Source organism: Methylibium sp. T29-B, assembly GCF_000576225.1.
GTDB classification, from domain to species: domain Bacteria; phylum Pseudomonadota; class Gammaproteobacteria; order Burkholderiales; family Burkholderiaceae_C; genus Methylibium; species Methylibium petroleiphilum.
The window spans coordinates 1-13,755 of record NZ_AZSN01000100.1 but is presented as its reverse complement, the minus strand read 5'-3'; the positions used below and the strand labels follow the sequence as shown (position 1 = coordinate 13,755).

At 70.2% G+C, this 13,755-nt stretch carries 8 protein-coding genes and 1 pseudogene; 7 read left to right on the top strand and 2 right to left on the bottom strand.

What is annotated here, in order from left to right:
• Nucleotides 1-241: 241 nt before the first annotated feature.
• From nirB to cobA, 5 genes and pseudogenes are all read left to right on the top strand, one after another.
• Complete coding sequence (gene nirB, locus Y694_RS14875; protein ID WP_036233856.1) at nucleotides 242-2,701, top strand: nitrite reductase large subunit NirB; 2,460 nt, start codon at nucleotides 242-244, stop codon at nucleotides 2,699-2,701.
• Between the two features lie 18 nt (nucleotides 2,702-2,719).
• Complete coding sequence (gene nirD, locus Y694_RS14870; RefSeq protein WP_036233853.1) at nucleotides 2,720-3,100, top strand: nitrite reductase small subunit NirD; 381 nt, start codon at nucleotides 2,720-2,722, stop codon at nucleotides 3,098-3,100.
• 32 nt (nucleotides 3,101-3,132) lie between these two features.
• Nucleotides 3,133-5,920: pseudogene (locus Y694_RS14865) on the top strand (molybdopterin-dependent oxidoreductase).
• A 117-nt stretch (nucleotides 5,921-6,037) separates the two neighbouring features.
• Entirely contained in the window at nucleotides 6,038-6,994 is a 957-nt protein-coding gene (ybiB, locus tag Y694_RS14860) for a DNA-binding protein YbiB (RefSeq protein WP_011829913.1), read from the top strand.
• Nucleotides 6,978-7,757, top strand: a complete 780-nt coding sequence (cobA, locus tag Y694_RS14855; protein WP_036233850.1) for a uroporphyrinogen-III C-methyltransferase — start codon at nucleotides 6,978-6,980, stop codon at nucleotides 7,755-7,757. The genes ybiB and cobA overlap by 17 nt, the downstream gene beginning before the upstream one ends.
• Nucleotides 7,758-7,764: 7 nt before the next feature.
• On the opposite strand, the gene Y694_RS14850 is transcribed toward cobA, so the two are convergent.
• Nucleotides 7,765-8,421 (bottom strand): NMCC_0638 family (lipo)protein, encoded by a 657-nt coding sequence (locus Y694_RS14850; RefSeq protein WP_036233847.1) that lies wholly within the window; start codon nucleotides 8,419-8,421, stop codon nucleotides 7,765-7,767.
• 20 nt (nucleotides 8,422-8,441) lie between these two features.
• Nucleotides 8,442-11,069, bottom strand: a complete 2,628-nt coding sequence (gene alaS, locus Y694_RS14845) for an alanine--tRNA ligase (protein ID WP_011829916.1) — start codon at nucleotides 11,067-11,069, stop codon at nucleotides 8,442-8,444.
• 170 nt (nucleotides 11,070-11,239) lie between these two features.
• Between alaS and Y694_RS14840 the strand changes: the two genes are divergently transcribed.
• Both Y694_RS14840 and Y694_RS14835 read left to right on the top strand, forming a co-directional pair.
• Nucleotides 11,240-12,718 (top strand): NAD-dependent succinate-semialdehyde dehydrogenase, encoded by a 1,479-nt coding sequence (locus Y694_RS14840; protein WP_036233844.1) that lies wholly within the window; start codon nucleotides 11,240-11,242, stop codon nucleotides 12,716-12,718.
• A gap of 29 nt (nucleotides 12,719-12,747) precedes the next feature.
• Nucleotides 12,748-13,644: an aspartyl/asparaginyl beta-hydroxylase domain-containing protein gene (locus tag Y694_RS14835; protein WP_152543573.1), complete on the top strand. Its 897-nt coding sequence runs from the start codon at nucleotides 12,748-12,750 to the stop codon at nucleotides 13,642-13,644.
• The last annotated feature ends 111 nt before the right edge of the window (nucleotides 13,645-13,755 follow it).

The window sequence follows — 13,755 nt, the reverse complement described above, 5'->3', positions numbered from 1 at the left end:
CCGGCCTCGTGCGGCGCTGCCCGCAGCGCCGCGGCGAAGTCCTCGTTGCGCTCGCGCGGGCCCTTGTGGCTGGCATGCCCGATGTCGACGTCGAAGCTCATGAAAGGCCGCAATCCAGGTTCCCCCCGCGCTGCAGTGCGCCGCGGCCGGGGCGCGCCGATTCTGCCGCCGAACGCCGCGCGCGCCGCCGCGCTGGCACCCCGATTGCTAAACCTCAGCTGTGGTCGAAGGAGATCTGCGCATGAAGAAGATGAAACTCGTGATGGTGGGCAACGGCATGGCCGGCGTCCGCACCCTGGAAGAGCTGCTGAAGATCGCGCCCGATCTCTACGACATCACCGTGTTCGGCGCGGAGCCGCATCCCAACTACAACCGCATCCTGCTGAGCCCGGTGCTGGCGGGCGAGCAGACGGTCGACGAGATCATCCTCAACCCGCTCGACTGGTATGCCGAGCACGGCATCGCGCTGCACCTGGGCAAGAAGGTCACCGAGATCGACCGCGTGAAGCGCATCGTTCGCGCGTCCGACGGCACCGAGGCCGAATACGACCGCCTGCTGATCGCCACCGGCTCCAACCCCTTCATCCTGCCGGTCCCGGGCAAGGACCTGGAGGGCGTGATCGCCTACCGCGACATCGCCGACACCAACACCATGATCCAGACGGCCGAGAAGTACCGGCACGCCGTCGTGATCGGCGGCGGCCTGCTGGGGCTGGAGGCCGCCAACGGCCTGATGCTGCGTGGCATGCAGGTGACCGTGGTGCACATCATGCCGTGGCTGATGGAACGCCAACTCGACGACGTGGCGGGCAGGCTGCTGCAGAAGTCGCTGGAGGACCGCGGCCTGAAGTTCCTGATCGGCGCGCAGACCGAGCAACTGATCGGCGACAAGGACGGCCGCGTGATGGCCGTGCGCTTCAAGGACGGCCAGGAGATCCCCGCCGACTTGGTGGTGATGGCCGCCGGCATCCGCCCCAACACCGAACTCGCCCTGAAGGCCGGCCTGCACTGCTTCAATGACGGCCGGGGCGGCATCGTCGTCACCGACACCCTGCAGACCGTGACCGACCCGCGCATCTACTCCGTGGGCGAATGCGCCGCGCACCGCGGCATCGCCTACGGGCTGGTGGCGCCGCTGTTCGAGCAGGGCAAGGTGTGCGCGACGCACCTGGCGCAGTTCGGCATCGGCCGCTACACCGGCAGCCTGACCAGCACCAAGCTCAAGGTCACCGGCATCGACCTGTTCTCGGCCGGCGAGTTCATGGGCGGCACCGACACCGAGGAGATCGTGATGAGCGATCCCTTCGGCGGCGTCTACAAGAAGCTGGTCATCAAGGACGACAAGCTGGTCGGTGCCTGCCTGTACGGCGACACGGTCGACGGCTCCTGGTATTTCAAGCTGCTGCGCGAGGGCCGCAGCGTTGCCGACATCCGCGACAAGCTGATGTTCGGCGAGTCCAACATCGGCGACACCGGTCACGAGGGCCACAGCAAGGCGGCCGCCATGGCCGACAGCGACGAGGTCTGCGGCTGCAACGGCGTCACCAAGGGCACGATCTGCAAGGCCATCAAGGAGAAGGGCCTGTTCACCCTCGAGGAGGTGAAGAAGCACACCAAGGCCAGCGCGAGCTGCGGCTCCTGCACCGGCCTGGTCGAGCAGCTGCTGATGTTCACCGCCGGCGGCGACTACTCCGCCGCCCCCACCAAGAAGGCGATGTGCGGCTGCACCGACTACAGCCACGCCGAGGTGCGCGAGGCGATCCGCACCGTGCCGTCGGACGGCAGCAAGCTGCTCACGGTCGACGGCGTCTACAAGGCCCTGAACTGGCGCACCCCGAACGGCTGCTCGAGCTGCCGGCCGGCCGTCAACTACTACCTCATCAGCACCTGGCCGAAGGAGGCGCGCGACGATCCGCAGTCGCGCTTCATCAACGAGCGCAGCCACGCCAACATCCAGAAGGACGGCACCTACTCGGTGATCCCGCGCATGTGGGGCGGCGAGACCACGGCCTCCGAGCTGCGCCGGCTCGCCGATGCCGTGGACAAGTACAAGATCCCGACCGTCAAGGTCACCGGCGGCCAGCGCATCGACCTGCTGGGCGTGAAGAAGGAAGACCTGCCCGCGGTCTGGAAGGACATCGGCATGCCCAGCGGCCACGCCTATGCGAAGGCGCTGCGCACCGTGAAGACCTGCGTGGGCAGCGAGTGGTGCCGCTTCGGCACCCAGGACAGCACGCAGATGGGCAAGGACCTGGAGCGCGCGATGTGGCGCATGTATGCGCCGCACAAGGTGAAGTTCGCCGTGTCGGGCTGCCCGCGCAACTGTGCCGAGGCCGGCATCAAGGACGTCGGCATCATCGGCGTCGATTCCGGCTGGGAGATGTACGTGGCCGGCAACGGCGGCATCAAGACCGAGGTGGCGCACTTCTTCGTCAAGCTCAAGACGCCGGAGGAGGTGCTGGAGTACACCGGCGCCTTCTGCCAGCTCTACCGCGAGGAAGGCTGGTACCTCGAGCGCACGGTGCACTACGTGAACCGGGTCGGGCTCGACTACGTGAAGAAGAAGATCCTCGACGACGCCGAGGGCCGCAAGGCGCTGTGGGAGCGGCTGCAGTTCGCGCTCGACGGCGAACCCGACCCGTGGTTCGAGTTCGACAAGGCCGAGGTCGACAAGCGCCAGTTCGACGCGCTGAACGCCTGAGCCCGAAGGAGACTGATGATGAGTGACTGGAAGACGATCTGCCGTGTCGAAGACATCCCGGTGCTGGGCGCGCGCCGCGTGCTGCGGGCCAACGCCGTGGCCGTGGCGGTGTTCCGCAACAGCGAGGACAAGGTGTTCGCGCTGCTCGACCGCTGCCCGCACAAGGGCGGCCCGCTGAGCCAGGGCATCGTGTTCGGCGAGAGCGTGGCCTGCCCGCTGCACAACTGGACCATCGGTCTGGCCGACGGCTGCGCCAAGGCGCCCGACGAGGGCTGCACGCCGACCTTCGCCTGCAAGGTCGAGGGCGGCGAGGTCTTCCTCGATGCCGCGGAACTGGCCGGCAAGGCACTCGACGCCGTCGCCCCGGTCGCGGGCCCCTGCAGCAAGGCGACGGCCTGAAGACGACGACTGACGACCGCACGCCCGATCCCATGCGCGAGACCCGATCGACCTGTCCTTACTGCGGTGTCGGCTGCGGCGTGATCATCGAGTCGCAGGGCGCGCAGATCACCGGCGTGCGCGGCGATCCGGAGCACCCGGCGAACTTCGGCCGCCTGTGCACCAAGGGCAGCACGCTGCATCTCACCGCCTCGGCCGCCATCACGCAGCAGACGCGCCTGTTGCAGCCGCTGCGGCGCGCTGCGCGCGGCCAGACCGCCCAGCCGGTGGGCTGGGATGCCGCGCTCGACGAGGCCGCCGAGCGCTTCGCGGCGGTGATCGCGCAGCACGGTCCCGACGCGGTGGGCTTCTACCTGTCGGGCCAGTTGCTGACCGAGGACTACTACGTCTTCAACAAGATCGCCAAGGGGCTGATCGGCACCAACAACGTCGACACCAACTCACGCCTGTGCATGAGCAGCGCGGTGGCCGGCTACAAGGCGACGCTCGGCGCCGACGCGCCGCCGGCCTGCTACGACGACCTGAAGCACGCCAGCACGATCTTCATCGCCGGCAGCAACACCGCCTGGGCCCACCCCATCCTGTTCCGCCGGCTCGAGGACGCGCGCGCCGCCAACCCGGCGATGAAGCTGATCGTCGCCGACCCGCGCCGCACCGAGACCGCCGAGGTCGCCGACCTGCACCTGCCGCTGCTGCCCGGCACCGACGTGGCACTGTTCCACGGCTTGCTGCATCTGCTGATGTGGGAGGGCCTGACCGACACCGCCTACATCGCCACCCACACCACCGGCTTCGAGGCGCTGCGCGACCGGGTGCGCGAGTTCACGCCCAAGCACGTGGCCCAGGTCTGCGGGCTCGACGAGGCCGCCATCGTGCAGGCGGCGCGCTGGTTCGGCCAGAACACGCCGACGCTGAGCCTGTACTGCCAGGGCCTGAACCAGAGCTCGAGCGGCACCGACAAGAACGCCGCGCTGATCAACCTGCACCTCGCCACCGGGCAGATCGGCAAACCCGGCGCCGGCCCGTTCTCGCTGACCGGCCAGCCCAATGCGATGGGCGGGCGCGAGGTCGGCGGCCTGGCCAACCTGCTGAGCGCGCACCGCGACCTCGCCAACCCGCAGCACCGCGCCGAGGTCGCCGCGCTGTGGGGCGTGCCGGACGTGCCCGCCGCACCAGGCAAGAGTGCGGTGGAGATGTTCCAGGCCGCCGCCGACGGCGAGATCAAGGCGCTGTGGATCAGCTGCACCAACCCCGCACAGTCGATGCCCGACCAGACGACGGTGCGCCGCGCCCTCGAACGCTGCGAGTTCGTCGTGTTGCAGGAAGCCTTCGCCACCACCGCCACCGCGGCCTATGCCGACCTGCTGCTGCCGGCCACGACCTGGGGCGAGAAGGACGGCACCGTCACCAACAGCGAACGCCGCATCAGCCGCGTGCGCCCGGCCGTTGCGGCGCCCGGTGAGGCCCGCCACGATTGGGCCGCCGCGGTCGACTTTGCACGCCGACTCGAAGCGAAGCTGCCGCGCCGCGTCGCGAACGGCGGCTCGCTGTTCCCCTATGCCAGCCCCGAGTCGGTGTGGAACGAACACCGCGAGAGCACGCGCGGACGCGACCTCGACATCACCGGTCTCAGCTACGCCCGCCTCGACCAGGGCCCTCAGCTGTGGCCCTGCCCGCAAGGCCAGGCCGAAGGCCGCGCCCGGCTCTACGAGGACGGCGTGTTCGCCACCCCCGACGGCCGAGCCCGCTTCGCGGCGATGGCCTATCGGCCGGTGGCGGAGCCGCGCGACGCGCGCTACCCGGTCTCGCTGACCACCGGCCGGCTGCGCGATCACTGGCACGGCATGAGCCGCACCGGCACGCTGGGCCGGCTGTTCGGCCACGTCGCGGAGCCCGGCGTCGAGATCCATCCGCGGGAGCTGGTGCGTCGCGGCTGGGAGGAAGGCGCGCTGGTGCACGTGACCTCGCGCCGCGGCTCGGTGATGCTGCCGGTGCGGGCCAGCGATTCGGTCGCGCCGGCGCAGGCCTTCGTGGCGATGCACTGGGGCGAGGAATTCGTCTCCGGCCTGTCGCCGTCGGGCGTGCGGCTGGCCGGCATCAACACGCTGATGCCCAGCGCCTACTGTCCGCAGTCGAAGCAGCCCGAGCTCAAGCACGCGGCGGTGAAGCTGCTGAAGGCCGAGATGCCCTGGCAACTGCTCGCCGCTGCCTGGCTGCCCGAGGACCAGGCCCTGCTGGCGCAGCAGCGGCTGCGCGACCTGATGCCCTCGTTCTCCTACGCGCACTGCGTGCCTTCGGGCGCGAGCCGCATGCGCGCGGCGTGGTCGGCGTGCTGTTCCGGGCCGCCGCCGAGGAGCCGGCGGCCGACGAACTGATGGCGCAGATCGAGAGCCTGCTCGGCGTGGCGGGCCCGCAGGCGCTGCGCTATGCCGACCCCAAGCGCGGCCAGCGTCGTGCGATGCGGCTGGTGGCCGGCGACGGCGGCAACGCGAGGCTCGACGCTTCGTGCTCGGCGGCGACATCCGCGCCGAGGCCTGGATCAAGGCGCTGCTGACCGACGAACTGCCGGCGCAGGCCTACGGTCGCGCGCTGCTGCGGCCGGGCGCCGAGCCGCCGGGGGCGGTGGTGGCGCGCGGCAGGCAGGTGTGCTCGTGCTTCAACGTCACCGAGCCCGAGATCCTGGACGCCCTCACGCGCTGCAGCGGAACCCCGGAGGCTCGGCTCGATCAACTGCAAGGCCTGCTGAAGTGCGGCACGAACTGCGGCTCCTGCATTCCGGCCTTGCGCACCCTCGTTCGCGGTTCGGTGCAGGCCGCCTGACGCACACCAGGGGAGTGCGCATTCGACGAGCGTGCGCTAGCCTCCGTTTGCAAGCCGTTGCACCTGCGACGGCACAGACGGCCGGCTTGGCCTGAGTCTTGCGGAACACGGATCACGATGGGCATCGCGCACTACCTCAAGGAAATCGGCCGCGGCAAGGAAGGCGCACGTTCGCTGACCGAGGCCCAGGCCCGCGACCTGATGAACCAGGTTCTCGACCGCACGGTGAGCGAGGCCGAGCGCGGCGCGTTCGCGATCGCGATGCGCATCAAGGGCGAGAGCACCGAGGAGTTGGCTGGTTTCACCGCCTGTGCGGCCGAGCGCAGCCTGGTGCTGGAGGCGGATGCCATGCCGGTGCTGCTGCCCTCCTACAACGGCGCACGCAAGCTGCCCAACCTCACGCCGCTGCTCGCGCTGCTGCTCGCGCAGGAGGGCGTGCCGGTGCTGGTGCACGGACCGCTGCACGATCCGGCGCGCGTCACCACCTACGAACTGTTCGAGAGCCTGGGGCTGCCGATCGCGCGCGACGCCGCCGGCGTGCACGATGCCTGGGCGCGCCATGAGCCGGTGTTCGTGCCCACCGCGGTGCTGTGCCCGGCGCTGGTGCCGCTGCTCGAACTGCGCTGGGTGCTGGGCCTGCGCAACCCGGCACACACCGTGGCCAAGCTGCTGACGCCGCGAGGCCGCGCCTGCCTGCGCGTCGTCAACTACACGCACCCTGAGTACGCGGCCGCGCACACGCGCTTCCTGCAGCACACCGGCGCACATGCCCTGCTGATGCGCGGCACGGAGGGCGAGCCGGTGGCCGACGCGCGCCGCCTGCCGAAGCTCGACATCTTCATCGCCGGCACGCCGCGGCCCGAACTCGGCCGTTCCGCGGTCGAGGGCGTGCTGGCCGAGCTGCCGCTGCTGCCGCGCAGCAGCGATGCCGCGACGACGGCGGTCTACATCCAGGCGGTGGTCAGCGGAGAGAAGCCGGTCCCCGGCCCGCTCGTCGAGCAGGTCGAGGTGCTGGTCCGCGCACACGCGGCCATGCGACAACACGAGGAAAGAACCCATGAGCGCTCGGCCTGAACCTCCGGTGCCGACGGTCTGGCTCGTCGGCGCCGGCCCCGGCGACCCGGAGCTGCTGACCTTGAAGGCGGTGCGCGCGATCCGCGCTGCCACGGTGCTGCTGGTCGACGACCTGGTCGGCGACGCGGTGCTGCGCTACGCGCGCCGCTCGGCGCGCATCGTCCACGTCGGCAAGCGCGGCGGCTGCCGCAGCACGCCGCAGGCCTTCATCGAACAGTTGATGCTGCGCGAGGCGCTGGCCGGCGAACGCGTGGTGCGGCTCAAGGGCGGCGACCCGTTCATCTTCGGGCGCGGCGGCGAGGAAGCCGCCTCGCTGCGCGCGCACGGCGTGCACGTCGAGGTGGTCAACGGCATCACCGCCGGCCTCGCCGCGGCCACCTCGATCGGCGCACCGCTGACGCACCGCGACCATGCCCACGGCGTGATGCTCGTGACCGGCCACGCCAAGGACGAGTCCACCACGCTGGACTGGCGCGTGCTCGGTGCGGCGGCCGCGCAGGGCCTCACGCTGGTGATCTACATGGGCGTGAGCCAGGCGGCCCGTCTGCAGGCGGGCCTGCTGGAAGCCCTGCCGGCCGGCACGCCGCTCGCCATCGTGCAGCACGCCAGCACCGCGCGGCAGCGCAGCGCGCTCACCACGCTCGGCGGCCTGCTGGACACGCTGGCGCGCGAAGGCCTGGGCAGCCCGGCCGTGCTGATCGTCGGCGACGTGCTGCGCGGGCTGGCACAGCTGTCACCCCCGGTTGCCGCGCAGGCGGCCTGAGCGTCCGTCAACGATCGACGGGCGCCGCCCGCAGCAGTTGCACGCCGGGCCGGTTGCCGACCAGCGTGATCGCGTCGAAGGCCCGCCGTGCCGGCTCGTCGCCGAGGTCGAAACCGGTCTGCCGACGCCAGCCGCCGGTGATCTGCACCACGCGCTCGCGCACCGGCTGCAGCGACGTGCCCGGGCCGTGGACCTCGTCGATCACCCGCAGGAAACCGGCGAGCACGCTGGGTCCGTCGGCATGCTCGGCCCACACCACGCAGCGGCCATCATCCGCGAGCGCCAGTTGCAGCAGGGCCTCGCGGTCGGGTGCGGCGTAGACCTGCCCGCTCGCCCCGCCGAGCAGGCTGCTGCGCTGCGCATCATCGGTCTGCAGCGGCGCCAGGCCGGCAGCCAGCGCCAGGTCGACCCGCGCACCGGCATCGCCGCCGGCGACGGCGCAGGTGCGACCGTAGAGCTCCACCGCTTCCTGCGCCAGGGTCCGCGCATCGACCACTGGTCCCTGCACCACCGCATCGGTGCGCGCCGAGCCCGGCGGCGCCACGAACTCCGGCCCGGCCGATTGCGCCGCGACCGACTGCAGCACGGCCACCAGCACCACGCCGATCCCGAGCCTCCGCCCCAGCCCGCCGCGCGGGCCCGCGCATCGCTGCAGCGGCTCCATGCGATCCAGGCCCGTGCGGCTCAGGCCCGCTCGCCGACCCAGCCGGCCACCGAAGCCAGCGCCGCCCCCAACCCGGCCGGATCGGTGCCGCCGGCCATCGCGAGGTCCGGCTTGCCGCCCCCCTTGCCGCCGACCTGCTGCGCCACGAAGTTGACCAGCTCGCCGGCCTTGACCCGGGCGGTCGCATCGGCGGTCACGCCGGCGGCGAGCTGCACCTTGCCGCCCTCCACCACTGCCAGCACGATGGCCGCGCTCTTGAGCTTGTTCTTCAGCTGGTCCAGGGTGTCGCGCAGCGCCTTCGCGTCGGCGCCTTCGAGCCGGGCCGCCAGCACCTTCAGACCCTTCACGTCGACGGCCTGTGCCAGCAGCCCGTCACCCTGCGAGGAAGCGAGCTTGCCCTTCAGCGCGGCGAGCTCCTTCTCCAGCGTGCGCAGCTGCTCCAGCACCGCGGCGACGCGGCCCGGCACCTCGGCCGGCGCCGCCTTCAGCGCGCCGGCCAGACCGGCCACCGTGCCCTCGAGCTGCTGCACGTAGGCCAGCGCGTTGTCGCCGGTGATCGCCTCGACGCGGCGGATGCCGGCCGCGACGCCGCTCTCGGCGACCACCTTGAACAGCCCGATGTCGCCGGTGCGCTGCACATGGGTGCCGCCGCACAGCTCGCGGCTGCTGCCGATGTCGAGCACGCGCACCTCGTCGCCGTACTTCTCGCCGAACAGCATCATCGCGCCGAGCTTCTGCGCCTCCTCCATCGGCAGCACGCGCGCCTGTGTCGGCGCGTTGGCCAGGATCTCGGCGTTGACGATCGCCTCCACCTTCGCGATCTGCGCATCGCTCATCGGCGCGTTGTGCGCGAAGTCGAAGCGAGTGCGCTCGGCGTTCACCAGCGAGCCCTTCTGCTGCACGTGGCCGCCCAGCACTTCGCGCAGTGCCTTGTGCATCAGGTGGGTCACGCTGTGGTTGCGCACGGTCCTGGCGCGCTGCTCCCCGTCGACCCGCGCGTTCAGCACGTCGCCGACCCGGATCTCGCCCTCGACCACGCGGCCGTGGTGGCCGAACACGTCGGCCTGGATCTTCTGCGTGTCCTCCACGATCACGCGGCTCGTGCCGTTGCGCAGCTCGCCGCCGTCGCCGACCTGGCCGCCGCTCTCAGCGTAGAACGGCGTGTGGTCGAGCACGATCACCGCGTCGTCGCCGGCCTTCGCGCTCGGCACGGCCGAACCATCGACGTAGACCGCGGTGACCTTCGAGCCCTCGTGCACCAGGTGCTCGTAGCCGTGGAAGGTGGTGGCCGCACCGGCGTACTCGAGGCCGGCGGCCATCTTGAACTTGCCGGCCGCGCGCGCCTGCTCGCGCTGGCGCTTCATCGCGGCGTCGAAGCCGGCCTGGTCGACCGTCACGCCGCGTTCGCGGCAGACATCGGCGGTCAGGTCGAGCGGGAAACCGTAGGTGTCGTGCAGCTTGAAGGCGGTTTCACCGTCGAGGGTCTTCGCGCCGCCGGCCAGGGCCGATTCCAGGATCTCCATCCCGTTGGCGATGGTCTGGAAGAAGCGCTCCTCCTCCTGCTTCAGCACCTCGGTCACGCGCGCCTCGGCGCGGGCCAGCTCGGGGTAGGCCTCGCCCATCTGGCGCACCAGCTCGGCCACCAGCGTGTGGAAGAAGGGCTTGCGGGCGCCGAGCTTGTAGCCGTGGCGGATGCCGCGGCGGGCGATGCGGCGCAGCACGTAGCCGCGGCCCTCGTTGCCGGGGATCACGCCGTCGACGATGGTGAACGAACAGGCGCGGATGTGGTCGGCAATGACCTTCAGCGACGGCGAGTCCTTGTCGCTGTCGCCTGCGCCGGCCGCGTCCACCGCCTGCTTGGCCGCCGCCAGCAGCGCGACGAACAGGTCGATCTCGTAGTTGGAGTGCACGTGCTGCAGCACCGCGGTGATGCGCTCCAGGCCCATGCCGGTGTCCACGCTCGGCTTGGGCAGCTTGTGCATCACGCCCGCCTCGTCGCGGTTGAACTGCATGAACACGTTGTTCCAGATCTCGATGTAGCGGTCGCCGTCCTCGTCGGGCGAACCGGGCGGGCCGCCGGGGATCTCGGGGCCGTGGTCGTAGAAGATCTCGGTGCACGGGCCGCAGGGCCCGGTGTCGCCCATCATCCAGAAGTTGTCGGAGGCGTAGCGCGCGCCCTTGTTGTCGCCGATGCGCACGATGCGCTCGGCCGGCACGCCGACCTGCTTGTTCCAGATCTCGTAGGCCTCGTCGTCCTCCGCGTAGACGGTGACCCAGAGCTTGTCCTTGGGCAGCTTGAAGACCTCGGTCAGCAGCTCCCAGGCATAGGCGATGGCATCCTGCTTGAAGTAGTCGCCGAAGCTGAAGTTGCCCAGCATCTCGAAGAAGGTGTGGTGCCGCGCCGTGTAGCCCACGTTCTCGAGGTCGTTGTGCTTGCCGCCGGCGCGGATGCACTTCTGTGCCGTGGTGGCGCGCGAGTACGGGCGCTTGTCGAAGCCGAGGAACACGTCCTTGAACTGGTTCATCCCCGCATTGGTGAACAGCAGCGTCGGGTCGTCGCCGGGCACCACCGGGCTCGAGGCCACGATCTGGTGGCCCTTGGACTCGAAGAACTTCAGGAAGGCGGAACGGATCTCGGAGGCTTTCATGCGGGGGCTCGGTCGGGTCGGCGGGCGGTGCGCGGCGGCGGTCCGCGACGCGCGAATGCTGGCGCAAGTGCTTGATTCAACAAACTTTTTCATTATAGGTTTGCAACCCTCATGGCCTGCGTGGAACAGGGTCGGCGCGTATCATCGAAAACCGGTTCCGGAGACACCGCATGGACATGAAGAATTCGCCGCTGGCCACCCTGGCCGACCCCACCCTGCTGAAGACCGCCGCGCTGATCGATGGGGCATGGGTCGACCGCGGCGAACACTTCGCCGTCACCGACCCTGCCACCGGTCAGGTTCTGGCGCAGGTGGCCAACCTGGGTGCTGCCGACGCCGAAGCCGCCCTCGCCGCCGCGGCGCGCGCCTGGCCGGCCTGGCGCGCCAAGACCGCCAAGGAACGCGCTTCGGTGCTGATGAAGTGGTACCAGCTGCTGCTGCAGCACGCCGACGACCTGGCCCGCATCATGACCGCCGAGCAGGGCAAGCCGCTGGCCGAGGCCAAGGGCGAGGTGGGCTACGGCGCCAGCTTCATCGAGTGGTTCGCCGAGGAAGCCAAGCGCGTCTACGGCGAGACGGTCCCGACCACCGACAACAACAAGCGCTACCTGGTGCTGAAGCAGGCGATGGGCGTGTGCGCGGCCATCACGCCGTGGAACTTCCCGATCGCGATGATCACCCGCAAGGTCGCGCCGGCGCTGGCCGCCGGCTGCCCGGTGGTCATCAAGCCGGCCGAGCAGACGCCGCTGTCGGCGCTGGCCGTTGCCGAGCTGGCGCAGCGCGCCGGCATGCCGGCCGGCGTGCTGAACGTGCTGACGGCCGACGCGGAGCGCTCGATCCAGATCGGCAACGTGCTGTGCGCCAGCGACACCGTGCGCCACCTGAGCTTCACCGGCTCCACCGAGGTCGGCCGCATCCTGATGAAGCAGTGCGCGCCGACCATCAAGAAGCTGAGCCTGGAGCTCGGCGGCAACGCGCCCTTCATCGTGTTCGACGATGCCGACCTCGACAGCGCGGTCGAGGGCGCGATGATCAGCAAGTACCGAAACGCCGGCCAGACCTGCGTGTGCGCGAACCGGCTCTACGTGCAGGCCGGCGTCTACGACGCCTTCGTCGAGAAGCTGGCGGCGAAGGTGAAGGCCATCAAGGTCGGCAACGGCTTCGAGGCCGGCGTGACCCAGGGGCCGCTGATCGATGAGGCGGCGCTGGCGAAGGTGGAATCCCACGTGGCCGACGCGCTGGCCAAGGGTGCGAAGCTGCTGACCGGCGGCCAGCGCATCGGCGAGCGCTTCTACGCGCCCACGGTGCTGGCCCAGGCCACGGGCGAGATGCTCTGCGCCCGCGAGGAGACCTTCGGCCCGGTGGCGCCGGTGTTCCGCTTCGAGACCGAGGCCGAGGTGGTGGCGCTAGCCAACGACACCGAGTTCGGCCTGGCCAGCTACTTCTACAGCCGCGACGTGGGCCGCATCTTCCGCGTCGGCGAGGCGCTGGAGTACGGCATGGTCGGCATCAACACCGGCCTGATCTCGACCGCCGAGGTGCCGTTCGGCGGAGTCAAGCAGTCGGGCCTGGGCCGCGAGGGCTCGCACCACGGCATCGACGACTACGTGGAGATCAAGTACCTCTGCCTGGGCGACATCCAGAAATGACCCCCTGCTGAGCCACGGACATCATGGAACTGCGTCACTGGGTCCTCGTCGTCTTCCTCGCCTCGGCGCTGTTCATCCACTTCCGCGGCAAGGTGCGTTTCCCGCTGAAGCGGGCACTCGACTTCACCATCGTGCTGGCGCCGGTGAACGCGCTGATGTACCTGTTCTCGCGCGTGCCGGCCAAGGCCTACCTCGACCCGCAGCAGTTCCCGGAACTGGCGCCGCTGCAGGCGAACTGGCAGACCATCCGCGACGAGGCGCTGAAGCTCAACGACGAGGGCCAGATCCGTGCGGCCGCGAGCTACAACGACATCGGCTTCAACTCCTTCTTCCGCACCGGCTGGAAGCGCTTCTACCTCACCTGGTACGGCAAGGAACTGAGCAGCGCCAACGCGCTGTGCCCGCAGACGGTGGCGCTGCTGAAGAGCATCCCCAGCATCAAGGCAGCGATGTTCGCGTCGCTGCCACCGGGGGCCACGCTGGTGCGGCACCGCGATCCCTACGCCGGCTCGCTGCGCTACCACCTGGGACTGACCACGCCCAACGACCCCGGTTGCTTCATCGAGGTGGACGGCCAGCGCTACCACTGGAAGGACGGCGAGGTGGTGATGTTCGACGAGACCTTCATCCACCACGCCGCCAACGAGACCCAGCAGCAGCGCGTGGTGCTGTTCTGCGACGTGGAGCGCCCGTTGCACACGGCGCCGGTGCGCTGGTTCAACCGCATGTTCGCAACCCACGTGATGGCCGCCGCGTCGTCGCAGAACGAGACCGGCGACGAGCCGGTGGGCGCCATCAACCGCTTCTTCGCGTTCGCCTACCAGCTGCGCCTGAAGGCCAAGGCCCTGAAGGTCAGCCACCGGCAGGTCTACTACGCCGGCAAATGGCTTCTGATCGTCGGCCTGCTGTGGCTGCTGTTCTACTGAGCGCCGCCTGATCCGCCGGGCCCGGCGCAGGCCGTCGTCCCCGCGCTCGTCGTTGGCCGCCTCGACCGGGCCGCGCTCGACGTGGTTGGCGAAGCCGGCGCGGCCCAGCGG

What these genes read in the sequence shown, in the direction of transcription:
- nirB (WP_036233856.1), top strand. Translation starts at nt 242, where the DNA reads ATGAAGAAGATGAAACTCGTGATGGTGGGCAACGGCATGGCCGGCGTC.
- nirD (WP_036233853.1), top strand. Translation starts at nt 2,720, where the DNA reads ATGAGTGACTGGAAGACGATCTGCCGTGTCGAAGACATCCCGGTGCTG.
- ybiB (WP_011829913.1), top strand. Translation starts at nt 6,038, where the DNA reads ATGGGCATCGCGCACTACCTCAAGGAAATCGGCCGCGGCAAGGAAGGC.
- cobA (WP_036233850.1), top strand. Translation starts at nt 6,978, where the DNA reads ATGAGCGCTCGGCCTGAACCTCCGGTGCCGACGGTCTGGCTCGTCGGC.
- Y694_RS14850 (WP_036233847.1), bottom strand. Translation starts at nt 8,421, where the DNA reads ATGGAGCCGCTGCAGCGATGCGCGGGCCCGCGCGGCGGGCTGGGGCGG.
- alaS (WP_011829916.1), bottom strand. Translation starts at nt 11,069, where the DNA reads ATGAAAGCCTCCGAGATCCGTTCCGCCTTCCTGAAGTTCTTCGAGTCC.
- Y694_RS14840 (WP_036233844.1), top strand. Translation starts at nt 11,240, where the DNA reads ATGGACATGAAGAATTCGCCGCTGGCCACCCTGGCCGACCCCACCCTG.